This is a genomic window from Streptomyces sp. NPDC028298 (assembly GCF_055565895.1).
The window spans coordinates 311,730-334,494 of record NZ_JBVHTL010000010.1; the positions used below are offsets into that span (position 1 = coordinate 311,730).

Annotated in this window: 19 protein-coding genes and 2 riboswitches; of the genes, 9 read left to right on the top strand and 10 right to left on the bottom strand. The window is 72.2% G+C overall.

What is annotated here, in order from left to right:
- Positions 1–34: 34 nt before the first annotated feature.
- The 4 genes from ACZ4TO_RS36075 to ACZ4TO_RS36090 form a co-directional block, all read right to left on the bottom strand.
- Positions 35–1,033 carry an ABC transporter permease gene (locus ACZ4TO_RS36075; protein ID WP_382791125.1) on the bottom strand — a complete coding sequence of 333 codons (999 nt, stop codon included), beginning with the start codon at positions 1,031–1,033 and terminating at the stop codon, positions 35–37.
- Positions 1,034–1,510: 477 nt separating this feature from the next.
- Entirely contained in the window at positions 1,511–2,311 is an 801-nt protein-coding gene (locus ACZ4TO_RS36080; RefSeq protein ID WP_382791128.1) for an enhanced serine sensitivity protein SseB C-terminal domain-containing protein, read from the bottom strand.
- Positions 2,312–2,538: 227 nt separating this feature from the next.
- Complete coding sequence (locus ACZ4TO_RS36085; RefSeq protein WP_382791131.1) at positions 2,539–3,312, bottom strand: enhanced serine sensitivity protein SseB; 774 nt, start codon at positions 3,310–3,312, stop codon at positions 2,539–2,541.
- A 63-nt stretch (positions 3,313–3,375) separates the two neighbouring features.
- On the bottom strand, positions 3,376–4,044 hold the full coding sequence (locus ACZ4TO_RS36090) for an AAA family ATPase (RefSeq protein ID WP_382791134.1): 669 nt from the start codon (positions 4,042–4,044) through the stop codon (positions 3,376–3,378).
- Positions 4,045–4,219: 175 nt separating this feature from the next.
- Positions 4,220–4,316: riboswitch (glycine riboswitch) on the top strand.
- Positions 4,317–4,427: riboswitch (glycine riboswitch) on the top strand.
- 34 nt (positions 4,428–4,461) lie between these two features.
- Between ACZ4TO_RS36090 and gcvT the strand changes: the two genes are divergently transcribed.
- The 4 genes from gcvT (at position 4,462) to ACZ4TO_RS36110 (ending at position 8,968) form a co-directional block, all read left to right on the top strand.
- A complete protein-coding gene (gcvT, locus tag ACZ4TO_RS36095; RefSeq protein WP_451076205.1) occupies positions 4,462–5,580 on the top strand; it encodes a glycine cleavage system aminomethyltransferase GcvT in 1,119 nt (372 codons plus the stop codon).
- A 208-nt stretch (positions 5,581–5,788) separates the two neighbouring features.
- Positions 5,789–6,166 (top strand): glycine cleavage system protein GcvH, encoded by a 378-nt coding sequence (gene gcvH / locus ACZ4TO_RS36100; protein WP_382791140.1) that lies wholly within the window; start codon positions 5,789–5,791, stop codon positions 6,164–6,166.
- Positions 6,167–6,177: 11 nt separating this feature from the next.
- The gene (glyA, locus tag ACZ4TO_RS36105) at positions 6,178–7,437 is read left to right on the top strand and encodes a serine hydroxymethyltransferase (protein ID WP_382791144.1); all 1,260 of its coding nucleotides are present in this window, start codon (positions 6,178–6,180) and stop codon (positions 7,435–7,437) included.
- Between the two features lie 163 nt (positions 7,438–7,600).
- On the top strand, positions 7,601–8,968 hold the full coding sequence (locus tag ACZ4TO_RS36110; protein WP_382791147.1) for an L-serine ammonia-lyase: 1,368 nt from the start codon (positions 7,601–7,603) through the stop codon (positions 8,966–8,968).
- A 52-nt stretch (positions 8,969–9,020) separates the two neighbouring features.
- Here ACZ4TO_RS36110 and ACZ4TO_RS36115 read toward each other — a convergent pair whose 3' ends face one another.
- The 6 genes from ACZ4TO_RS36115 to ACZ4TO_RS36140 all read right to left on the bottom strand — a co-directional run bounded on the left by ACZ4TO_RS36115 (position 9,021) and on the right by ACZ4TO_RS36140 (position 15,768).
- On the bottom strand, positions 9,021–10,250 hold the full coding sequence (locus ACZ4TO_RS36115) for an amino acid kinase family protein (protein ID WP_382791149.1): 1,230 nt from the start codon (positions 10,248–10,250) through the stop codon (positions 9,021–9,023).
- Positions 10,247–11,296: an aspartate-semialdehyde dehydrogenase gene (locus ACZ4TO_RS36120; protein ID WP_468026396.1), complete on the bottom strand. Its 1,050-nt coding sequence runs from the start codon at positions 11,294–11,296 to the stop codon at positions 10,247–10,249. Before ACZ4TO_RS36120 ends, ACZ4TO_RS36115 begins: the two co-directional genes overlap by 4 nt.
- A gap of 29 nt (positions 11,297–11,325) precedes the next feature.
- Positions 11,326–12,300: a GlxA family transcriptional regulator gene (locus ACZ4TO_RS36125; protein ID WP_382791154.1), complete on the bottom strand. Its 975-nt coding sequence runs from the start codon at positions 12,298–12,300 to the stop codon at positions 11,326–11,328.
- Between the two features lie 120 nt (positions 12,301–12,420).
- On the bottom strand, positions 12,421–12,897 hold the full coding sequence (locus ACZ4TO_RS36130; protein WP_382791157.1) for a response regulator transcription factor: 477 nt from the start codon (positions 12,895–12,897) through the stop codon (positions 12,421–12,423).
- Between the two features lie 87 nt (positions 12,898–12,984).
- Entirely contained in the window at positions 12,985–14,442 is a 1,458-nt protein-coding gene (locus ACZ4TO_RS36135; protein WP_468026397.1) for an aldehyde dehydrogenase family protein, read from the bottom strand.
- A gap of 45 nt (positions 14,443–14,487) precedes the next feature.
- Positions 14,488–15,768 (bottom strand): hydroxyacid-oxoacid transhydrogenase, encoded by a 1,281-nt coding sequence (locus ACZ4TO_RS36140; protein WP_382791162.1) that lies wholly within the window; start codon positions 15,766–15,768, stop codon positions 14,488–14,490.
- 396 nt (positions 15,769–16,164) lie between these two features.
- Here ACZ4TO_RS36140 and ACZ4TO_RS36145 point away from each other — a divergent pair, with 396 nt between their 5' ends.
- The 5 genes from ACZ4TO_RS36145 (at position 16,165) to ACZ4TO_RS36165 (ending at position 22,537) form a co-directional block, all read left to right on the top strand.
- Positions 16,165–17,460, top strand: a complete 1,296-nt coding sequence (locus ACZ4TO_RS36145) for an ATP-grasp domain-containing protein (protein ID WP_468026398.1) — start codon at positions 16,165–16,167, stop codon at positions 17,458–17,460.
- 1 nt (position 17,461) lies between these two features.
- Entirely contained in the window at positions 17,462–18,724 is a 1,263-nt protein-coding gene (locus ACZ4TO_RS36150) for an ATP-grasp domain-containing protein (RefSeq protein WP_468026399.1), read from the top strand.
- Positions 18,721–20,040: an MFS transporter gene (locus tag ACZ4TO_RS36155; RefSeq protein ID WP_468026400.1), complete on the top strand. Its 1,320-nt coding sequence runs from the start codon at positions 18,721–18,723 to the stop codon at positions 20,038–20,040. The genes ACZ4TO_RS36150 and ACZ4TO_RS36155 overlap by 4 nt, the downstream gene beginning before the upstream one ends.
- Positions 20,041–20,165: 125 nt before the next feature.
- Entirely contained in the window at positions 20,166–21,524 is a 1,359-nt protein-coding gene (locus tag ACZ4TO_RS36160; protein WP_468026401.1) for a M20/M25/M40 family metallo-hydrolase, read from the top strand.
- Positions 21,521–22,537, top strand: coding sequence for a class I SAM-dependent methyltransferase (locus tag ACZ4TO_RS36165; RefSeq protein WP_385047002.1), 1,017 nt, complete (start codon positions 21,521–21,523; stop codon positions 22,535–22,537). Before ACZ4TO_RS36160 ends, ACZ4TO_RS36165 begins: the two co-directional genes overlap by 4 nt.
- The last annotated feature ends 228 nt before the right edge of the window (positions 22,538–22,765 follow it).

Below are 22,765 nucleotides of genomic sequence, written 5' to 3' on the forward strand. Positions count from 1 at the left end.
GGAAACTTGGTGATCTCTCGGTGTCCGTCAGGCATCAGCGGCTGCGCGGGTCGAGAGCGTCGCGGAGACCGTCGCCCAGAAGGTTGAAGGCGAGGACGGTCACGAAGATGGCGAGGCCGGGCACGATCATGAACTGCGGGTCGACCTCGTAGTAGGTGACCGCTTCACGGAGCATGCCGCCCCAGGATGCCTGCGGGGGCTGGATGCCGACACCGAGGAAGCTGAGGGAAGCCTCGAAGAGGATGTTGGTCGGGATGAGCAGCGTCGAGTAGACGATGATCGGGCCGACCAGGTTGGGCAGCAGCTCCCGGAACAGGATGTACGGGCCCTTGGCGCCCATGCCCCGGGAGGCGTCCACGAATTCCCGCTCGCGCAGGGCCAGCGTCTGGCCACGCACGATCCGGCCCAGGTAGGGCCAGTTGAAGAAGCCGATCACGAAGATCAGCACGCTCAGGTGGAGCGGAAGCCCTTCGAGGCCGAACGCGCCGCCCTGAAGGGTGGCCGAGATGGCGATCGCGAAGAGCAGGAGGGGGAAGGCGAGGAAGGTGTCCATCAGGCGGCTGATGATCGAGTCGACCCGCCCGCCGTAGAAGCCCGCGACGACACCGAGGATCGCGCCGATCACGTTCGACAGGATGGTGGCGCCGAAGGCGACGACCAGGGACACCCAGGAGCCCTCGAGGAGGCGGGTGGCGAGGTCGCGGCCGAACTTCGGGTCCACACCGAGCGGGTGGTCGGCGCTCATGCCGCCCATCCCGCCCTTGGGCAGCGAGGTGTTGGCGTCGATCAGGTCCTGGTGGAAGGCGTTCGGGTCCAGCCCCAGCATCGACTGGATGGGGCGGGCGAGGATGGCCATCAGGATGAGCAGTACGACGATGACACCGCCGGCGACCGCCACCTTGTCACGCTTGAAGCGCGTCCAGGCGATCTGCCCCAGGGAACGGCCCTCGATCCGCCCCTTGTCGGCTCCGGCAAGCACAGCCTCAGGCTGCGCTTCCGTTGCCGCCGCGGTGGTCTCGATCGGTGCGGTCACAGTGACCCGACCCCTCTCGCCGGTGGTGACCGGCCTACGACTGCCGCTGTCTGCGGCTTGGTTCACTTGCTCGCCGGGAAGTTGACCGCAGATGGTGCGGTCCGGTGACCCGGCTGATGATTCGGCTTGCACTCGCTCACAGGATCGAACGACCCCGTGTCTGATGGGCGAGTCTTCAGTGCCGCCACGATCAGTTGCCAGGCTTCATGGAGAAAGTATGCGCAACCGTGATGCTTGTTGGGGGATTCCGTTATCCGAACAGTGGGTAACGGGAGCCGGACGACTGCCAATTGAGCCGAAAAGCCATGAAAGGGTCTTTTGGATCAGAAGTCCCGCCAAAACGGGACAATCGGCACATCAGTCGGCTTCCCCGCAGGTCAGCAGTATGGAACGCACGCCTCGTGAAGGCCGTGTGCAGAATCATGATGCCAGTCGTTCTCGCACTGGCATCCGACAGGTCCGGGATTCGGGACGCCCTCAGTAGCCGCCGCGGGCAGGCGGATAGCCGTAACCACCCGCGGTCGGCGCCTGCGCCGGAGCGCCGTGCGCCTCACGGTCGTAGAACGGGCGCGCGTTCGCGCGCAGCCACATCGCCACCGGGTCGAACTCGTCCGACATCGCGACGGTGGACACGGGCAGGCCGTCCGGAACCGCGCCGATGGACTGCTGCATCATCGCCCGCACCGAGTCGACGGCGGGCGGCGAGGTGTCGTACACGTCCAGGCCGATGGCCAGATACGGCGCCCCGACCGTGGGTTGGACCCAGGCCCGGCGCAACGACCGTACGGCCGGGGTCAGATGGGCGTTCTGCGTGAGCAGGGCGTAGAACTGCGGGATCTCGATGGCCGGTTCGGACAGCCGCAGCGGGCCCGCGGGCTGGCGCTCCAGGCCCGTGGCGATCCGGCGCAGATCCAGCCACGGGATGCCGAGGCCGCCGTTCGGGGCGTGCGGGTTGAGCCACAGGCCGAAGTGGTCCGGGTACAGGGTGCGGGCGACGTCCAGCCCGTCCACGACCTCGTAACTGCGGTTCCAGCCACTGGCCGAGAGCTCCTGCGCGGAGGTGACGCAGGGCGCGTAACCGAAGCCGTCCACCTGCATGTTCCCGTACTGGGCGTCCGGGGAGCCGGCCTGGCCGTGCCACAGCAGCATCCACACCTGGCCGGACGACGGGGTCGCGAGCGCGCGAAGGAGCGCCTCGTAGGCGTCGTAACGCCCGGGAGTCACCTGGCGCAGCATGTGCTCGACCTGCCCGGCCGCGGCCGTGCCCGACGCGCTCACCCTCAACCGCCCCTTCGCGAACAATTCACGACGAACTCATCCCTTACGCCCGAGGTACCGGTCACCGGCATGCGTCAACACCTCGACCAGGCCATGAAACCAGCTTATGCGGCGATCGCGCTCCGCCGGGGGAAGCAGTCGAGAGCCGGGAACCGCCACGCGGGGCGGCCCGGGGCCCCACGCGGCGGGTGTGCGGCCCCTCGGGGCACCCCCGCGGGCCGCTCCGTTCAGTGACCGTGCTGGTAGAAGGGCCGCACCTGCGCCCGCATCCAGTCACCGACCGGGTCCTGCGCCACGTCGAGGAGAACCAGGTTCACCGCGATGTTCACCGGAACCCGGCCGAGGGCGCGGCCCAGGGCGTCCAGGGGCAGGGCGCGCGCGTCGCCCTCCCACGCCGCGAGTTCGACGCCGATGAACATCACCGGCTCGTCGCCCTCGATGCTGGCCAGACAGCGCCGCGCGCTCAGGACGACACCGGTCGCGGCGAACTCCGCCGAGGCCGCGGCGAGGAAGTCCATCGGATCGTCCTGCCAGTCGGGCTCGAAGAGCCGCACACGGCCCCCGCTCGCCGACCCGTCCAGCTCGGTCCGCCCGGCCCGGCACAGCTCGGCCACGGCCGGCGGCGGCAGCGGCACGCCGACCACGCCGTCCGGGTTCACCACGATGCCGGCCTGCGGGGGCAGTCCGCGGGCGAACTCCACGGCGGGCGCGATCGTGAACGACATGTGCCCGCCGACGACCTGGCGGAACTGCTCCTCGGAGCTGAAGACGGGGACGTAGACCTGGCCGCCGATGTCCATCGTGGGCAGATCGAGCGGACCGCTCTGCGGGCCGCCGCCGTTGGGCAGCGGCACCCACACGAAGCTGCGGCCGAGCACCTCGACGATGCGGGCGGCCGCCGAGGGGCCGGGCACGCCGAGGGCGGAGGACAACACCTCCTCCAGCTCGTTGCCGGGCCAGCCGCCGTGCGGATGGGGGTGCGCCTGTGCCGGAAAGTCCATCTGTCTACCGTCCGCTTCGAACCGTTGTTCCGGCTGGAAAGGTTAGTGGGCCGCCGCGACCGGTCAGTGGCCGAAGTCGATCCTGTGCAGCACGTCCGCCGCGTCGCGGTCGATCAGCACCGCCGAGCCGCACCCCTCGGGCAGGTCTCCCCGCTCGGCGGAGCGCAGCAGCCGGGCGACCCCGCCGCGATGCCGGGCGAAGGCGTAGCGCGAGACGCCCCGGCCGCGCTCGCGCTGGCCGGCCAGCGCGGCGGCGGGCGTGACGTCGAGCAGCAGCAGGTGCAGCGCCCCGCCGCGGCGCCGGGCCTCGCGGGCGAGCCAGCGGCGCACCCAGGCCTGCGTGCCGCAGTCGTGCACGACGACCCCGCCGCCCCCGCGCAGGGCGCGGCGCAGGCCCGCGTAGTGCGCGAGGCGGACGAGGGGGCGGTAGAGCGCGTACGGCAGCAGCCCGGACATCCGGCCGTCCCAGCGGTCGCGGGTGTCCTGGGAGTCGACGCGCGCGCCCCGCACGGCCCGCCGCATCAGCGTCGACTTGCCGCTGCCCGGCAGCCCGCTGACCACCACCACGTCGTGCGTCCCGAAGCGCAGACCGTGCGGACTGTGCCCGACCCGGTCACGGAGGTCCCGCACGACGGCCGCGGGACGCCCGCCCCGCGCCTCGCGGGCCGGTGCGCCGGGCTGCTCGGGCAGTGCGAGACCCGAGGTCGTCGCGTACGCCCTGGTCCTGTTCACCGTGACCGTCCTCCCCTTCGGTGTGGAGTCCCATCCCCGTCAAGTGTAAAGAGAAGGTAATGCCCGGTGCTTCCCCATTTCATGCGCGGACTGCCACAGCACGGTCACAGATGGCGGGCTGCCGTGATCCGACAGCGCGTGCGATGATGGCCGCGCCAACTGCATACCGGCCGCTTGAATCCGCGCGGGAGAGTCCTGGGTACGTGTGCCCGGGCGCCGAAGGAGCAAGTCCCTCCCTTGAATCTCTCAGGCACCGTTACCGCGCGGGCGAGGCACATCTGAAAAGCGGGCCGCTCCGTCGGCTCCACCCAAGGTGCAAGTCAGGACCACCGTTTCGTGGGGTCTTGATGAACCTCTCAGGTTCCGATGACAGATGGGGAGGAACGACCTCGCCGTCATGCCCTGGGAGCCAGACCGATGAGCAGCAACGCACCCCGTCACACCGCGCTCGATGCCCTGCATCGTTCGCTCGGCGCGACCATGACCGACTTCGCGGGCTGGGACATGCCCCTGCGCTACGGCTCGGAGCGCGACGAGCACCTCGCCGTCCGCACGAAGGCCGGACTCTTCGACCTCTCCCACATGGGCGAGATCACCGTCACCGGACCGCAGGCGGCGGCCCTCCTGAACCACGCGCTGGTCGGCAACATCGCCACCGTCGGCGTCGGCCGCGCCCGCTACACCATGATCTGCCAGGAGGACGGCGGCATCCTGGACGACCTGATCGTCTACCGCCTGGCCGAGCACGAGTACATGGTCGTGGCCAACGCCTCCAACGCCCAGGTGGTGCTGGACGCCCTCACCGAGCGCGCCGCCGGTTTCGACGCCGTGGTGCGCGACGACCGTGACGCGTACGCGCTGATCGCCGTGCAGGGCCCCGAGTCCCCCGGCATCCTCAAGGCGGTCACCGACGCCGACCTCGACGGCCTGAAGTACTACGCGGGCCTGCCGGGCACCGTGGCCGGCGTCCCGGCCCTGATCGCCCGCACCGGCTACACCGGCGAGGACGGCTTCGAGCTGTTCGTCGCCCCCGCCGACGCCGAGAAGGTGTGGCAGGCGCTCACCGACGCGGGCACCCCGGCCGGTCTCGTCCCCTGCGGTCTGTCCTGCCGCGACACGCTGCGCCTGGAGGCGGGCATGCCGTTGTACGGGCACGAGCTGACCACCTCGCTGACCCCCTTCGACGCCGGCCTCGGCCGGGTCGTGAAGTTCGAGAAGGACGGCGACTTCGTGGGCCGCGCGGCCCTGGAACAGGCCGCCGCCCGCGCCGAGCAGAACCCGCCGCGGATCCTCGTCGGCCTCATCGCCGAGGGCCGCCGGGTGCCGCGCGCCGGGTACGCGGTCGTGGCCGACGGCCAGGTGATCGGCGAGATCACCTCCGGCGCCCCCTCCCCCACGCTGGGCAAGCCGATCGCGATGGCGTACGTCGACGCCGCGCACGCCGCGCCGGGCACCGGTGGTGTGGGCGTGGACATCCGGGGCAGCCACGAACCGTACGAGGTCGTGGCGCTGCCGTTCTACAAGCGCCAGAAGTGACACTGGCCCGCACGGGCCGGACATGACACCGGCCCGCACGGGCCGGACATGACACGGACGCCTTCCGGGCGCCGCCCCCGGCGGACGCCCCCGAGGCGCCGGCACCGGCGGGCGCCCGCCGGGTGCCGGACGTGACCCTGGGCACATCGGCCCGGTCACCCACGCTTCCCTCCATCAGCACTCCACCGCGTACAGGAGAATTCAGGTCATGAGCAACCCCCAGACGCTGCGTTACAGCAAGGAGCACGAGTGGCTGTCGGTCGCCGAGGACGGCGTCGCGACGGTCGGCATCACCGAGTTCGCGGCCAACGCGCTCGGCGACGTCGTCTACGCCCAGCTCCCGGAGGTCGGTGACACGGTGGCCGCGGGCGAGTCCTGCGGCGAGCTGGAGTCGACCAAGTCGGTCAGCGACCTGTACTCCCCGGTGAACGGCGAGGTCGTCGAGGCCAACCAGGACGTCGTGGACGACCCGGCCCTGGTGAACTCCGCGCCCTTCGAGGGCGGCTGGCTGTTCAAGGTCCGCGTCGCCGGCGAGCCCGAGGACCTGATGTCCGCCGACGAGTACACCGCGTTCACCGCCGGCTGAGGAGTCACCGCATGTCTCTCATGAACACCCCCCTGCACGAGCTCGACCCCGACGTCGCCGCCGCCGTCGACGCCGAGCTGCACCGCCAGCAGTCCACGCTGGAGATGATCGCCTCGGAGAACTTCGCTCCGGTCGCGGTCATGGAGGCCCAGGGCTCGGTCCTGACCAACAAGTACGCCGAGGGCTACCCGGGCCGCCGCTACTACGGCGGCTGCGAGCACGTCGACGTGGCCGAGCAGATCGCCATCGACCGGGTCAAGGACCTGTTCGGCGCCGAGTACGCCAACGTCCAGCCCCACTCGGGCGCGTCCGCCAACCAGGCCGCGCTGTTCGCGCTGGCCCAGCCCGGCGACACCATCCTCGGCCTGGACCTGGCGCACGGCGGCCACCTGACCCACGGGATGCGGCTGAACTTCTCCGGCAAGCAGTTCAACGTGGTCGCGTACCACGTGGACGAGGCCGGCCTGGTCGACATGGCCGAGGTCGAGCGGCTCGCCAAGGAGCACCGCCCGAAGGTGATCATCGCGGGCTGGTCCGCCTACCCGCGTCAGCTCGACTTCGCCGAGTTCCGCCGCATCGCGGACGAGGCCGGCGCCTTCCTGTGGGTCGACATGGCCCACTTCGCGGGTCTGGTCGCGGCGGGTCTGCACCCGAACCCGGTCCCGTACGCGGACGTGGTCACCTCCACCACGCACAAGACGCTCGGCGGCCCCCGCGGCGGCATCATCCTCGCGAAGAAGGACTTCGCGAAGAAGCTGAACTCCTCGGTCTTCCCGGGCTTCCAGGGCGGTCCGCTGGAGCACGTGATCGCGGCCAAGGCCGTCTCCTTCAAGGTCGCCGCCTCGGACGACTTCAAGGAGCGCCAGCAGCGGACGCTGGACGGCGCGCGCATCCTGGCGGAGCGTCTCGTCCAGGACGACGTGAAGGCCGTCGGCGTGGACGTCCTGTCCGGGGGCACGGACGTGCACCTGGTCCTGGTGGACCTGCGCAACTCCGCGCTGGACGGGCAGCAGGCCGAGGACCGCCTCCACGAGGTCGGCATCACGGTCAACCGCAACGCCATCCCGAACGACCCGCGCCCGCCGATGGTCACCTCGGGCCTGCGCATCGGCACGCCCGCCCTCGCCACCCGCGGCTTCACGGCCGAGGACTTCACCGAGGTCGCGGACGTCATCGCCGAGACGCTGAAGCCGTCGTACGACGTGGACGCGCTGAAGGCCCGGGTGTCCGCTCTGGCCGACAAGCACCCGTTGTACCCCGGCCTGAAGTAGTTCCGCAGGGTTTCTGTCCTGCGTTTTCACCCCGTACGGTTGTTTTCGTACGGACATCCGGGGCACCGCGCACACTGGAAGCAGAGCGCGGTGCCCCGTTCCATGCAGTCCCGCACCACCTCTGCCGGACAACGGCGTCCGGCGAAACCAGCAAGGAGTTCCCGTGGCCATCTCGGTCTTCGACCTGTTCTCGATCGGCATCGGCCCGTCCAGCTCCCACACGGTGGGCCCGATGCGCGCCGCGCGCATGTTCGCGCGGCGGCTGCGCAACGAGGACCTGCTGGCCCCGGTCGCCTCGATACGCGCCGAGCTGTACGGCTCCCTGGGAGCGACCGGTCACGGCCACGGCACCCCCAAGGCGGTGCTGCTCGGTCTGGAGGGCGCCTCGCCCCGGACGGTGGACGTGGAGGGCGCCGACGAGCGGGTCGAGAAGATCAAGAGCTCGGGCCGGATCCGGCTGCTCGGCGAGCACGAGATCCCCTTCTCCTTCGACGACGACCTGATCCTGCACCGCCGCAAGGCCCTGCCGTACCACGCCAACGGCATGACGATCTTCGCGTACGACGCCTCGGGCGGCCTCGTCCTGGAGAAGACGTACTACTCGGTGGGCGGCGGCTTCGTCGTCGACGAGGACGCGGTGGGCGAGGACCGCATCAAGCTCGACGACACGGTCCTGAAGTACCCGTTCCGCACGGGCGACGAGCTGCTGCGGCTCACGAAGGAGACCGGTCTGTCGATCTCCGCCCTGATGCTGGAGAACGAGCGGGCCTGGCGCACCGAGGAGGAGATCCGCGAGGGGCTTCTCGGGATCTGGCGCGTGATGCAGGCCTGCGTCTCGCGCGGCATGACCCGCGAGGGCATCCTGCCCGGCGGTCTCAAGGTCCGGCGCCGCGCCCCCCTCTCCGCCCGCCAGCTCCGCGCCGAGGGCGACCCGCTGGCCCACGCGATGGAGTGGATCACCCTCTACGCGATGGCGGTCAACGAGGAGAACGCGGCGGGCGGCCGGGTCGTCACCGCCCCCACCAACGGCGCGGCGGGCATCATCCCGGCGGTGCTGCACTACTACATCAACTTCGTGCCGGGCGCCGACGAGGACGGGGTCGTTCGGTTCCTGCTCGCGGCCGGGGCCATCGGCATGCTCTTCAAGGAGAACGCCTCCATCTCGGGCGCCGAGGTCGGCTGCCAGGGCGAGGTCGGCTCGGCCTGCTCCATGGCGGCCGGCGCGCTCGCCGAGGTGCTGGGCGGCAGCCCCGAGCAGGTCGAGAACGCCGCCGAGATCGGCATGGAGCACAACCTCGGCCTGACCTGCGACCCGGTCGGCGGTCTGGTCCAGATCCCTTGCATCGAGCGCAACGGCATGGCCGCGGTGAAGGCCGTCACGGCGGCCCGGATGGCGATGCGCGGTGACGGCTCGCACCTGGTCTCCCTCGACAAGGTCATCAAGACCATGAAGGAGACCGGCGCCGACATGAGCGTGAAGTACAAGGAGACGGCCCGGGGCGGGCTCGCGGTCAACATCATCGAGTGCTGAGCGGGTACGGCCCCGAGCGCTGAGCGGGCGGCCCCGCACCGGCCCGCGCCGGTCAGCCGGGGCGCTCGCCCTCCGGCGCGGGGGCGGGAACGGGTGCGGCTCCCGGGCCGACCAGGACGTCGCTGTGCGCGGACCGGGCCTTGGACGGCGGGGGCGCGGCCGGTCGCGGGGCGTCCACGGTGTCCGGGGCGTCCGAGGCGTCCGGGTAGAGCAGGCCGTGGCGTCTGCGGGCCTCGGCGGCGGCCTCCGGTCGCGGCACCACGGTGTGCTCGGCCCGGCCGTCCGCCCGCAGGGTGGTGACCAGGCACAGGCCGTCGAGCAGGCGCGCGGTCCGCAGGTACCGGGCCGCGCCACGCGCTCCGGCCGGCACCGCGAGACACACCGCGTCCGGGGTGTCGAACTCGGTGACCGTCAGGCCCTCGGCCCGCAGCCGTCCCCCCACGGACCGCCGTTCCCGTCCGGACCGGAACGACCACACGTCGCTGTCCTTGAGCACGACGACCGCGGCCGCCGCCGGACCCGCCCCGACGGCCGTCCCGGCCTCCGGAGCGCCGCTCCAGGGAAAGGGGCGGCACAGCAGCCGCACCCCCTCGCGCTCCGCCCAGTCCACGGCGCCCTCGTGGACGACCTTGGCGCCGTGGCGCGACATCCGGCGCACTCCCTCGTAGCTGATCCGGGTCAGGGTGCGCGCCGCCGGCACGAGGTGGGGGTCGGCGGTGCACACCCCGGGCACGTCGGAGAAGAGCTCGCAGGTGTCCGCGCCCAGCGTCGCGGCCGTCGCCACCGCCGAGAGGTCCGAGCTGTTGCGGCCCAGCATGACCGTCCGGCCGGCCGCGTCGACGGCCTGACCGCCGGGGACCACCGCGATCGGGCAGTCGGCCAGGGCCCTGGACAGCGCCTCGGAGCTCGCCGTGACCAGTTCCGCCCGGTCGCCCGGCCCTTCGGCGAGGAGCCCGGTGGCCGCCGCGGGCAGCGGGCAGCCGGGCACGCCCGCGGCGTCGAGCGCGGCGGCGAGCAGGGCGACGCTCACCGTCTCCCCGGCGGTCAGGAGCATCGCCGCGGCCCGGGCGGGCGGATCGGGGGCCAGCGCGTCCAGGGTCTGCTGGAGTCTGCCCGTCGTGCCGGACATCGCGCTCACCACGACGACCACCGGACGCTCCTCCTCGGTCCCGCGACGAGCCGCGTAGCGGGCCACGCGGTGGTAGCCGTCGAGGTCGGCGAAGGCGGAGCCGCCGAACTTCAGCACCAGCGGCCGGGGGCCCGGCCCGCGCCGGGCCGTCATCCCAGCCACCCGTTCTTCGCGGCGAGCTCCACGATCTGGAGCGCGTTCAGGGCGGCGCCCACCCACAGGTTGTCGGCGACGACCCAGAGCGCGAGGGCGCGGTCGTCCTCCGGCTCGACGCGGACGCGGCCGACGTGGACCAGCGCCCGGTCCTCGCGGCGGGCGACGACCGTACGGGGCATGGGGTACGCGGGGCTGTGGGAGCGGCGGTGGACGCGCAGGCCGGGTGTCGCGGCCAGGGCCTCCTCGACCGCCTCGGCGGTGACGGGCTCGCGCAGGGCGATGTGCACGGCCTCGGAGTGGCAGTCGAAGACCGGCACCCGTACCGCGGTGGCGCTCACCCGCAGGTCCGGCAGTCCGAGGATCTTGCGGGGTTCGCGGACGAGTTTGCGTTCCTCGTGCGTGAGGCCGTGTGCGTCCGGGAGCCCGATCTCGGGCACGAGGTTGAAGGCCAGCGGCTGCCCGAAGCGCCCGCCGGGGGCGCCCTGCGCGCCGGGGTCGTCCAGGACGGCCCTGGACTCCTCGGCCAGTTCCCGCAGGCCGCGCACCCCGCCGCCGGAGGCCGCCTGGTAGGTCGCCACCACGACGCCGCGCAGACCGGCCAGTTCGTGCACCGGGTGCAGGGCGCGTACGAGCTGGATGGTCGAGCAGTTGGGGTTGGCGACGAGGCCGCAGGCCGGCCGGTCGTCGAGCGCGGCGGGGTTGACCTGGGGCACCACGAGCGGGACGTCCGGCCGCATCCGGAACGCCGAGCTGTTGTCGACGACCAGCACTCCGGCCGCGGCCAGCCGCTCGGCCTCCCGGCCGCTGACCTCCGCGCCCGCGGAGAAGACGGCGACGTCCAGGCCGCGGGGGTCGAGTTCGTCGAGGGTGACCAGGTCCGCCAGGGGCAGGGACAGGCCCAGTTCTCGGCCCAGGTCCCGGCCGACGCTGCGCGCCGATCCCACGGGCACGACCTGTTCCACGGGCACGATCCCGCCGTCGAGCAGGGCCAGGCACTCCCGGCCCACCGCTCCGGTGGCGCCGACTACCGCGATGCGCAGCATTCCCGTCCTCCTGTCGCCCCGTCCGGGGCTCAGTACGTGGTCGCGTCCGGTGACCGGCCCCGGAAGGCACGCCGGTACGCGTGGGGGGTGGTGCCGAGGAAGTGCACGAACTGGTAGCGCAGGGCGGCCGCGTTGGCGAATCCCGTACGGGCGGCCACGGCCTCCATCGTCTCGTCGGTGTTCTCCAGCAGCCGCTGGGCGCTCAGCACCCGCTGGGCCAGCAGCCACCGGTAGGGCGTGGTCCCGGTCTCGGCCCGGAAGCGGCGGGCGAACGTGCGCGGTGACATGCAGGCGCGGGCGGAGAGCTGCTCGACGCTGATCTCCTGGTCCAGGTTCTGTTCGGCCCAGGTCAGCACCTCGCGCACGCCGTCCTCCCCGTACTGCGCCACCGGCCGTTCGATGTACTGGGCCTGGCCGCCCTCGCGGTGCGGGGGCACGACCATGCGCCGGGCGATGGCGTTGGCGACGTCGCTGCCCTGGAGCTTGCGCACGAGGTGGAGGCAGGCGTCGATCCCGGCGGAGGTGCCGGCCGAGGTGAGGATCGGGTCCTCGTCGACGTACAGCACGCCCGGTTCGACGTGGGCCTTCGGATAGCGCTCGGTGAGTGCCTCGGCGTACCGCCAGTGGGTGGTGCAGCGGCGTCCGTCGAGCAGCCCCGCGGCGCCCAGGACGAAGGCGCCGACGCAGACGCTGACCACCCTGGCCCCGCGGGCCACCGCCTGGCGCAGGGCCTCCAGCAGGGCGGGCGGGAACTCCCGGGTGTGGAAGTCGTCCCCCACCGGTATCGCGATGAGGTCGGCCTCCTCCAGCCGGTCGAGGCCGTAGGGCGTGCTGATGGTGAATCCGGGCACCGCCCGCACCGACGGGGACTCCGCGGCGACGAGCGCGAAGTCGTAGGCGGGCAGCCCCTCTTCGCGGCGGTCGATCCCGAATACCTCACACACGACACCCAGCTCGAAGGGGTGGACGTTGTCGAGCAGGACCGCGGCTACGTTTTTCAGCATGTTTTCCAATGTGGCAGTAATACATGGTGTTCTGACAGTCCCTCCGCTGTCGCATGGCCGGATCAGCCCTCATACTCACGGCATGGACCCGGAAGCGCGTCGGGATTCACTCGTCGGCGCTCATGGGTGGGACACATCGTCGACAGGCTGGCCGATGGACACGATCCCGCTGCGGATACCCATGACGACGGCTTGCGTCCGATCGGACGCGCCGACCTTCATGAAGACCGCGGACAAATGGTTCTTCACCGTTTTCTCGGATATGCCGAGTGCCTTCGCCACACGCCGATTCGAATTCCCCTGGGAGATGAGCACGAGAATCTGACGTTCGCGGGCCGTCAGCACGGCGAGGGCCTGTCCCGCCCCGGCCGCCTCCGCGGAGGGCGGCGCGGCAGGGGCGCCGCGGCGGCCGTCGGCCCGTAGGTCCTCGATGAGCTGTTCCTGGGCCTCGAGGGCGTCCCGTGCCTCGCCCAGGGCCTTGTGCACCTTGGCGACGCCCTCGGCCAAGGCCGTCACGGGCTGGGCCGGTGCCCCGCAGACCGCGCAGCACTGCCGGGTCCCCAGTTCCTCGACCGACCCGCGCACAACAGGCGACATCAGATGAACTCCCTCCACCGAGGTGAATGACCGGACCGCTCTTCTCCGTAGGGCCGAAATCGTGCGAAGGAAACCGGGGGCGCCGGGTCAGGAAGGAAGCTGCGCGTGGATCGCCACCGTCTTGCACCGCGTGTATTCACGCAGCGCCTCCAGTCCCTTCTCCACTCCGATTCCCGAACGCCGGTGGCCGCCGAACGGCAGCTCGACGCCCCCGGCCGCGCTGTAGTTGTTCACGAACACCTGGCCCACCCTGAGCCGCCCGGCGAGCCAGTGGGCACGGGTCACGTCGGACGTCCACACTCCGGCGGCCAGTCCGTACGTGGTGTGTTCCGCGAGGGCGACCGCTTCCTCCAGCGAGTCGAAGACCGAGACGCACAGGACGGGACCGAATATCTCCTCGTTGAACACCCGGTGTTTCGGGGTGACCTCGTCGAGGATGGTGGGCTCCACGAAGAACCCGTCGGCGTACGCCTTCCCCGGGGGGACCCCGCCGCCCGTGCGCAGGACGGCGTCGCGCCGGCCCTCGTCCAGGTGGCCGAGCACCCGCTCGCGCTGTCTCGCGGAGATGAGCGGCCCCATGTCGGGATCGGCCGCTCCCGGCCCGATGGTCAGGGCGCGGAACCGTTCGACGAGCGCGTCCACCAGTTCGCGGTGGACGGACCGGTGCACGAGCAGCCGGCTGCCGGCCGAGCAGTTCTGCCCCGCGTGCTCGGTGATCGACTCCACGATCTGCGGCACCGCGCGTCCGGCGTCGAAGTCGGGGAGCACGAGGTGCGGGGACTTCCCCCCGAGCTCCAGGGTGACCGGCACGATGCTGCGCGCCGCCGCGGTCATGACGGCCTCGCCGACCTCCCGCGAGCCGGTGAAGGCCAGCCGGTCCAGGCCCGGATGCGCGGCGAGTGCGGCGCCGGCCTCCGTCCCGAGACCGGGTACGACGTTCAGGGCGCCCGCCGGAAGTCCCGCCTCCTCGACGAGCTCCGCGAGCCTGAGCGAGGTCAGCGGAGCGTCCTCGGCGGGCTTGAGGACACAGCAGTTCCCGGTCGCGAGGGCGGGTGCGAGGGTCCTGGCCGCGATCTGGAGCGGGTAGTTCCAGGGGATGATGTGCCCGCACACTCCGTAGGGTTCGCGCAGGGTGAAGGCGGGCCGGTCCGGCCGGTGCTGGATGGTCTCGCCGCCGAGGCTCTCCACGGCGTTGGCGTAGAACTCGAAGTAGCGGGCGGCGATGTCGGCGTCGGCGAGCGACTGGCGCAGCGGCTTGCCGGTGTCGAGCGTCTCCAGCGCCGCGAGTTCGGCGCGCCGGGCGCGCAGCACCTCCGCGATGCGGTGGCAGACACGGGAGCGCTCGACCGGCGTCGCGAACCGCCAGAGGGTCTCGTGGGTGTGCCGGGCCGCTTCCACCGCCGCCCCGATCTCGGCCGGGCCGCAGCGGGCGACGCGGGCGACGGTGCGGGCGTCCGACGGATCGAGGACGTCGATCCACCGGTCCGTGGGAACCTGCTTGCCCGCGATGACGGCCGGGTGTTCCGGTATCGATGCATCACTCACGGGTGCATCCAGCTCCTTGGCGTGGGGGCGCACTTCTTCGGTGGTTCAGTGGGTCATCGATGCGGCGATGACCCGTTCGAGATCACGTGCGGCGACGTCGCGCGGGCAGCACACCAGCAGCCGCCGCTGTTTGCGGGCGCCCTCGACGAGGCCGGGGAGGTCCTTGGCCGAGTAGCCGAAGTCCCGCAGCCCGGTGGGTCCTCCGGTGTCCGCGACGATGCTCAGGAGCGTGGCCGGCAGCACGTCCGAACCGTTCGCCTCCGTCACCCCGTCGAGGTTCGCGCCGAGCAACTCGGCCGCGCGCAGGTGGCGTTCGGGAGAGGTCGGGTAGGTGAACTCGAAGGCCGCGGCCGCGGTGGAGACGACGGCCGCCCCGTGCGGCACCATGGCGTGGTCGACCTCGTACCCGTCGGGCCGGTAGTCGCGGACCATGCCCGCCACGGGGTAGGCGCAGGCGTGCGGGATGTGGGTGCCCGCGTTGCCGAATCCCATCCCGGCGAAGCTCGCGGCCCGGCTCATTCCCGTACGGGCCTCCAGGTCGTCGGGGTTGAGCACGGCGCGCCGCAGAAAGCGGCCGACCAGTTCCAGCGCCTGCTCCGCCCATACGTCGCTGATCGGGTTGGCGCCGATGTACAGCGGCCGGTCGGCGGGTGTGGGGTACGGGGGGCGCCGGTCGTAGGCGCGGGCCGTGTACGACTCGCAGGCGTGGGTCAGGACGTCGTAGCCCGAGGAGGCGGTGACGGCCGGGGGCAGCGTCAGGGTGTTGGCCGGGTCGACGAGCGCCAGGGACGGCATCAGCCGCAGGTCGCTGATGCCCGTCTTCACGTTCAGGTCCGTCACCCCGAGGGCGACCATGGCGGTGCACTCGCTGCCGCTGCCTGCGGTGGTGGGCACGGCCACCAGGGGCTTGAGCGGGCCCGGGATCGGGGCTCCGGCGCCGATCGGGGCGTTCAGGTAGTCGCGTACCGGCCGGCCGGGGTGGGTGAGCAGCAGGTTCAGCATCTTGGCGGTGTCGATCGAGCTGCCGCCGCCGAGCCCGACGTAGCCGTCCACGTGGAGGCCTTCGAGCTCCCGGGCCGCGTCGGCGACGCTCGTGTCGGTGGGTTCGACCCGGGCCCGGTCGAAGAGCGTGACCGAGATCCCCTCCTGCTCGATCCCCTTGGCGACGCGGGCCGGCAGGCCGAGCCCGGCGAGGACGGGATCGGTCACCAGCAGGACCGAGGCGACACCCGCCCGGCGCAGTTCGTGTCCGAGGTCCCCGGTGGCGCCGACACCGAATTTCAGCGGTGGAGCCTGCCAGGCGATTAATCGTTCATGCTCCGGCATCCCGCCGCCCCACCCGAGCGATTCCACAGTCCGTCCCCGCCTTCATCGACTTGACTCGGAATTCCGGCCGAGAAAATGACATGACGAACGGGGACGCGCACCCAGACGTCTCGGCCGACCCGGCGAATCGACGTCACCTTCACACAGAATTTCGACCAGGCGTGGGCCACAGTAGCCAGTCGGCCAGAGTCCCGCCATAGGTCCCTTGCCCTATGACAGAAACGGCTCAATCACTACCACCGGCACATATCGGAAGTCAGCGGATCAACACCCCGGTCCGCGCCCCGGCACGGGTCCGTCCCGACGCCGGCCCCGAGGCGCCGCTGGCAGGAAATCGTGGTTGCGTGTCAGTTCCGCCACTGTCGCCGGAGGCGTCCCGGCCAGCAGAGTTGAGTCATGAAGTCCACTGGGCGGCGGTACGTGATCGTCGTAGACGGCTACCACATCAGGGACGGCGACGACCGGGGCTTCGCCAGCGCCTTCCGGGCCCGGGGCGTGCTGCCGGTCACCGTCATGAGCACCCCACAGCCACTGGCGAAATTCGTCAAGAAGAACATCTGGTACCCCGACGACTTCGAGGCCGTGCATTATTTCGACGGCGACTTCGAGGCAATGGCAAAGATTGTGGAATCCTACGACCCGGTGGGGATCGTCACCGGCAACGAGAGCGGTGTCGAATTCGCCGCCCGGCTCGTGGAACGTCTGATGCCACAGTTCCAGAACGTTCCCGGCAGCGCCAAATACCAGCGGCACAAAGGGGAGATGGCGCTCGCCCTGGAGCGCGCCGGAGTGGCCGGTCCGCGCACCCTGTCGACGGCCGACCCCGCCGAGGCCGCCGCCTGGATCGAGTCGAGCGGTCTCGCCGGCCGGCCGCTCATCCTGAAGCCGCCGCACAGCGCGGGGACCGACAACGTGCACTTCGTGCCGGCCGGCGGCGAGTGGCGCGGTCACTTCGACCACATCCTCGGCCAGGTCAACGGGTTCGAACTGCGCAACGACACCGTCATCGTGCAGGAGTTCCTGGAGGGACCCGAGTACATCGTCGACCTGTACTCGGTGGACGGGCGGCACGGCCTGGTCGACACCTGCGTCTACGCCAAGCACGACCGGGGCCCGCGCTACGGCATCTACGACGTCGCCGACTTCCTGGCCCCCGACCACCCCGACGTGGCGGTCCTCGCTCCCTACGTGATGCGCGCGGCCGACGCCGTCGGCATCCGCAACGGCTCCACGCACGCCGAGGCGATCATGACGCCGGAGGGCCCGCGCCTGGTGGAGCTGGCCGCCCGCTACTCGGGGAGCTGCATGATGATCTCCGGGTCACTGGCCACCGGCGACAACCAGATCGAGCGCACCGTACGGCACGTCCTCGACGGGGAGTTCGTGCCCTCGTTCGAGCTCGTCAAGGAGGTCCGCACCCTCTGGCTCTGCTCGGACCTGGCCGGACCGGTGCACCACATGGAGATCCTCGAGGCGATCGCGGACCTGCCCACCACCCACTCCATGTCGATCCCGGCCGAGGGCCGGGACATGCCGCTCACCAACGACGTGACCACCAGCCTGGGCTGGGTCATCCAGGGCGCCGACGACTGGGACGCCATCGAGAAGGACTCGGCCCGCATCCGGGAGCTGGAACGGACGTGGAACGCGGCCCGCGCCGACGACGCGGCCGGCGATGGGAGGACCGCCTGACATGCCGGGCCAGTCGTTCGGGACCCACGTACCCCACCTCCTGCTCATCTGTCCCCGCCACGACGTCCTGGGCAAGTTCGTCGGCCTGCCGGTCGCCCTCACCGTGGTCCACCGCCCCGGCGGCGACCGGGAGCTGGAGGAATCCCTCGCCCTCCAGGTCGTCGACGCCGACTTCACCGACCCCGACGCCCTGCTCGCCGTCGCCCGCGAGGTGCACGCCCGGCGCCCCGTGGACGCGGTGCTCGGGCTCACCGAGCTCTCGCTGCGCCCGGCCAGCGTCGTGGCCGAGGCACTGGGCGCCCGCGGCAACACCCCTGCCACGCTCGCCCTGACCCAGGACAAGGCGGCCATGCGCGCGCACCTGCGGGACAGGGGCCTGGGGACGGTGGCCCACCGGGTGTGCGCCGGCATCGGCGAGGCCCGCGAACTGCTCCGCCGCTGTCCGGCCGGAGTGATCCTCAAGCCGGTCGACGGCAACGGCGGCACCGGCGTCCATCTCGTGCGCACGGAAGAGGAGCTGGCCCCGGCGTGGGCCTGGACCAGCGGTGCCCGCACCGGTTTCGCCTGGCCGCAGGGCGAGTCGGCGTCCAGGGTGCTGGCGGAGGAGTTCCTGACCGGCCAGGAGTTCAGCGTCGAGTCGCTGTCCGCCGCCGGACGCCACCGGGTCCTCGCGGTCACCCGTAAACACACCTCGGGTGCCCCGCACTTCGTGGAGACCGGCCACGACCTGCCCGCGCCGCTGCCGCCCGACCGGCACCGGACCGTCGTGGACGCGGCGCTGAAGGCCCTGGACGCCGTCGGCTACGCCTGGGGCCCCTGTCACACCGAGGTGATGCTCGCCGAGGACGGCGAACGCGCCACCGTCGTCGAGATCAACGCCCGGCAGGGCGGCGACCAGATCTGGGAGCTCGTCCACCACGTCACCGGCGTCGACATGCTCCAGGGCGCCGTCCTCGCGCTCGCCCACGGCGTCCTGCCGGGGCCGGCTACGGGCCTCGCGGGCGGCGCCTCGATCCGCTACCTCACCCCCCGGCCCGGATGGGTCACCGAGGTGACGGGCACGGCCGAGGCGCTGGCCATGGAGGGTGTGATCCGGATCGGCGAACTCCCCGCCGTGGGAGCCGAACTGGTCGCGCTCGGCGACTCCTGGAACCGGGCCGGGCACGTCGTCGCCGCCGGCCCCGACCCCAAGACCGCCGCCGACGCGGCCGACGCGGCGGCCGCCCGGATCGTCGTCCGTACCGAGGGGGAGTCCGCCCGATGACCTCCGAGAAGGGAGACGGCGTGACGCTCGCCGGGAACTCCGGGGCGCGGGCGGAGCACACCCCGGGGACGCGGCCCGGCCGTTTCCTGGCCGGACGGGGTCCGGCGTATGTCGTCATCCTCGGCCGCTTCACCACCAACATCGGCTTCTTCATGGTCGTGCCGTTCCTCGCGGTGCACCTGACCAGGGACGAGGGGCTGAGCAGCTTCCAGACCGGTCTGCTCTTCGCCGTCATGGAGTTCACCCGGCGCGGGCTCGGCATCCCGTCCGGCTGGGTCAGCGACCGCTTCGGCGCCGCCCGGATCCTGAGCCTCGGGCTCGCCGTCGAGGCGGGCGCGTACGTCGTGTTCACCCTGGCCGGCGGCAGCTTCGCCGTCTGGGGCGCGGCCGTCGCGCTGCTCGGCATCGGCGGCTCCCTCAACAACAACGGCGCGCGCAGCGTCCTCGCCTCCAGCAGGTCCGGCGGGGTCGCGGCCAACCTCAGCCGCTACTACGTGTCGATCAACGGGGCCGCCCTGATCGGCCCGTTGATCGGCACCGCGCTGATGGCGGCGGGCGCGATGAAGGCCGGGTTCCTCATCGCCGCCGCCCTGCACCTGGGGTTCGCCGTGACCTCCGCGGTGCTGCTGCGCGGGCTGCACGCCACGAACGCCGCGCCGATCAGACCCGCCGCCATGGCCGAGGCCCTGCGCGACCGGCCGCTGATGATCTTCTGCTCACTGGCGGTCGGCGGCTGGTTCCTCATCACCCAGTACCGCGTCGCGCTGCCCCTGACCGTCGTCCACCAGAAACTCGACTCCGACCTGGTCGGCCTGCTCACCGCGGGCAACGCCGTCGTGGTGATGCTGACCGTGTGGCTGATCGGATCACGTGTCGAGAAGCGCTCCACGGTCGGCCGCCTGGACCTGTTCACGGCGTCCGGGGTCCTGCTCGGCGGCGGCTGGCTGCTGTGCTCGGTCGACGGGATCAGCCCCGTCGTCGCCGCCGTGATCGTCACCTCGATCGGCGAGTCGCTCTTCTGCGGCGTGGTCGACGCGGTCGTCGCGGGCCTGGCGACCGAGGGCCGTACCGGCCTGTATCTGGGCTACTCCACGATGGCCTGGGGTGTCGGCGGCATGCTGGGCGGCTTCGTCGGCGGCGGCTTCGACCTGGCCGCGGGCCATGGCGCGCTGTCGCTGTTCTGGCTGGTCCTGGCCCTCGTGGGGATCGGCTACGGGGCGGGCACCCGCGTGGTGCGCCGCTCGCTCGCCGACGCGGTGGACCGGCGCCGGACCGCCGAGACCGCGCCGGCCGGTCCACCTGCCGCGTCCGGCTGACCGGCCCGCTCCGCCCGGGTCCGGACGCCTCGAACCGGCCCCGGCCGCCCGCGTCCGGGCGCCTTCGACGCTCGTACGGGACGACCCGGAACACACCCCCGAACACCGACCGAGAAGGAGGCCGCATGCCGCCCAAGGAGTTACGCGCACAGGTGCGCGAACTGATGGGCCGGGCGCAGGAGGACCTGCGGGACCTGGTCGCGCACCGGTCCGTCGCCGACCCCCGGCAGTATCCGGTGGAGGAGTGCGAGAGCGCCGCGGCGCTGGTCGCGCGGCTGTTCGCCGGCGCCGGCATCCCCGGGACGCGGCTGCTGGACACGCCGGACGGCAGCAAGGCGGTGTACGGCCACCTGCCCGCCGCGCCCGGCTACCCCACCGTCCTCCTCTACAGCCACTACGACGTCCAGCCGCCGCTCGACGAACCCGCCTGGACCACCCCGGTGTGGACCCTGACCGAGCGCGCCGACGGCCGCTGGTACGGGCGTGGGGCCGCCGACTGCAAGGGCAACATCGTCATGCAGCTCACCGCGCTGCGGGCGCTCGGCGACCCGGGCCGGCTCGGGGTGGGCGTCAAGGTCATATCCGAGGGCGCCGAGGAGCAGAGCACCGGCGGTCTCGCCACCCTGATCCGGGAGAACCCGAAGCTCCTGTACGCCGACACCGTGCTCGTGTGCGACACGGGCAACTCCGCGGCCGGGCTGCCGACCGCCACCACCGACCTGCGGGGCGTCGTGCACGCCACCGTCACCGTCCGCTCGCTGGCCGGGCCGGTGCACTCGGGGTCGTTCGGCGGCCCCGCCCCCGACCCGCTCAACGCGCTGATCGCGATGCTCGCCACCCTGCACGACGCGGCCGGCAACACGACCGTCGACGGCATCGACAACAGCGGGCGCTGGCAGGGCGCGGAGTACCCGGCCGAGCGCTACCGCCACGACATCGGGGCGCGCGACGGCGTCCGGCTGGTGGGCGACGGCAGCGTGGCCGACATGCTGTGGGCCAGGCCCGCCCTCACCGTCGTCGGCATCGACTGCCCGCCGGTGGTCGGTTCGGCCCCGGCCGTGCTCGGCGAGGTCACGGCCAAGCTCAATCTGCGCATCCCCTACGGAACCGAACCGGACGCCGCCTGGGAGGCGCTGAAGGCGCATCTGGAGCGGGCCGCCCCCTGGCAGGTCGAGGTGGAGACCGTCCGGCTCTCCTCCAGCCGCCCCTTCCGGGCCCGCACCGACGGCCCGGCCTACGCGCTGCTCGCGGAGTCGATGCGGGAGGCGTTCGGACGGGAGCTGACGACGGCGGGGCAGGGCGGCTCGATCCCCACCTGCGACGCGCTGCAGGAGACCTTCCCGGACGCGGAGATCGCGCTGATCGGGGTCGAGGAGCCGCAGTGCCTCATCCACGCGCCCGACGAGAGCGTGGACCCCGGGGAGATCGAACGCATGGCGCTGGCCCTCGCGTTGTTCCTGGAGTCCACGGGAGGGCGGTCGTGACCGGACTGGCGGGACGTCAGGTCACCTTCGGCGAGACGGACATGGCCGATCACCTGGACCGGCTCGGCCGGGCGGCCCCCGATCTGCACGCGTGCGTCGACCCCGCGCGGGCCCGGGCCTGGGCCCGCACGGCCGGGGCCGAGGACTTCAAGGACGACTTCGGCGCGGACGGGGCCGGCGGCCGGGGCTCCTCGTACATCCGCGCGCAGGCCCGCAACCTCACCGCACGCGCGCGGGGCATCCACCATCTGCTCTCCCTGGTGCCGGCCCGGACCGACCGGCGGCCCGCCGTCGTCGTGGACGTGCTCGGCGGAGACGGCCTGGTCCGCAGGGTCGCGGACGCCCGGGGCCTGACCGGCCTGTCCGTGCTGACCTGCGACGCCTCCCCGTACATGGTGCGCGCCGCCTGGGCGGCGGACTGTCCGGCGCTGGTGCAGCGCGCCGACCGGCTGCTCATGCGCGACGGCAGTGTCGACACGGTGCTCGTCGCCTACGGGTCGCACCACATCGCCGCCGAGGACCGGGCCGAACTCGTCCACGAGGCGTACCGGGTGCTGCGGCCCGGCGGGGTCCTGCTGCTGCACGACTTCCTCGTGGGGTCCCCGATGGAGACCTGGTTCCAGGACGTGGTCGACCCGTACTCGCGGACCGGCCACGCCTTCGACCACTTCACCCGGGAGGAGCTGTGGGGCTACCTGACGAAGGCGGGCTTCGAGTCGGGTGAGGTGACCGACATGGCCGACCCGTACGTGGCGACGGCGGCCGCGGCCCGGGAGGCCGAACTGGAACTGGGGCGCTACCTGCTGGACATGTACGGCCTCGCCGCGATCGAGCGGAGGCACGCGGCGGACGCGGCCCGCCACACCGTCGAACTGGCCAGGTCGATCTTCCGCGAGCGGCGCGCCGACGGGTCCGTGGAGACCTTCTCGGCCGCGTACGACCCGTCCGCCCGCACCTGGACCTGCACCCTGCCGAGAACGGCCGTCCTCGCGATCGGCCGGAAGTCCCCCTGAGGCGGCCACCCGCACCGGGGCCGGGCCGGACCGGCACACATCGCCGGTCCGGCCCGGCGCCGGCCGACTCGGCGGCGGGTCGCATACGGGCGGGCACCCCGCTGTGGCGGCGCGGGCACGGCCGCACGCGCGGCTGGTGCGGGTACGGCGGACGCCCGCGCGGCTGGCGCGGGTCGGCGCCCGGGGGGGGCTGGTGCGGGTCGGCGCCCGGCGCGGCCACGCCCGGCG

Bases quoted from the DNA above. Each gene is read 5' to 3' on its own strand.
- ACZ4TO_RS36125 (WP_382791154.1), bottom strand. From the start codon at position 12,300: ATGCTGAAAAACGTAGCCGCGGTCCTGCTCGACAACGTCCACCCCTTC.
- ACZ4TO_RS36120 (WP_468026396.1), bottom strand. From the start codon at position 11,296: ATGCTGCGCATCGCGGTAGTCGGCGCCACCGGAGCGGTGGGCCGGGAG.
- ACZ4TO_RS36115 (WP_382791149.1), bottom strand. From the start codon at position 10,250: ATGACGGCCCGGCGCGGGCCGGGCCCCCGGCCGCTGGTGCTGAAGTTC.
- ACZ4TO_RS36145 (WP_468026398.1), top strand. From the start codon at position 16,165: ATGAAGTCCACTGGGCGGCGGTACGTGATCGTCGTAGACGGCTACCAC.
- gcvT (WP_451076205.1), top strand. From the start codon at position 4,462: ATGAGCAGCAACGCACCCCGTCACACCGCGCTCGATGCCCTGCATCGT.
- ACZ4TO_RS36160 (WP_468026401.1), top strand. From the start codon at position 20,166: ATGCCGCCCAAGGAGTTACGCGCACAGGTGCGCGAACTGATGGGCCGG.
- ACZ4TO_RS36155 (WP_468026400.1), top strand. From the start codon at position 18,721: ATGACCTCCGAGAAGGGAGACGGCGTGACGCTCGCCGGGAACTCCGGG.
- ACZ4TO_RS36150 (WP_468026399.1), top strand. From the start codon at position 17,462: ATGCCGGGCCAGTCGTTCGGGACCCACGTACCCCACCTCCTGCTCATC.
- ACZ4TO_RS36130 (WP_382791157.1), bottom strand. From the start codon at position 12,897: ATGTCGCCTGTTGTGCGCGGGTCGGTCGAGGAACTGGGGACCCGGCAG.
- gcvH (WP_382791140.1), top strand. From the start codon at position 5,789: ATGAGCAACCCCCAGACGCTGCGTTACAGCAAGGAGCACGAGTGGCTG.
- ACZ4TO_RS36085 (WP_382791131.1), bottom strand. From the start codon at position 3,312: ATGGACTTTCCGGCACAGGCGCACCCCCATCCGCACGGCGGCTGGCCC.
- ACZ4TO_RS36140 (WP_382791162.1), bottom strand. From the start codon at position 15,768: ATGCCGGAGCATGAACGATTAATCGCCTGGCAGGCTCCACCGCTGAAA.
- glyA (WP_382791144.1), top strand. From the start codon at position 6,178: ATGTCTCTCATGAACACCCCCCTGCACGAGCTCGACCCCGACGTCGCC.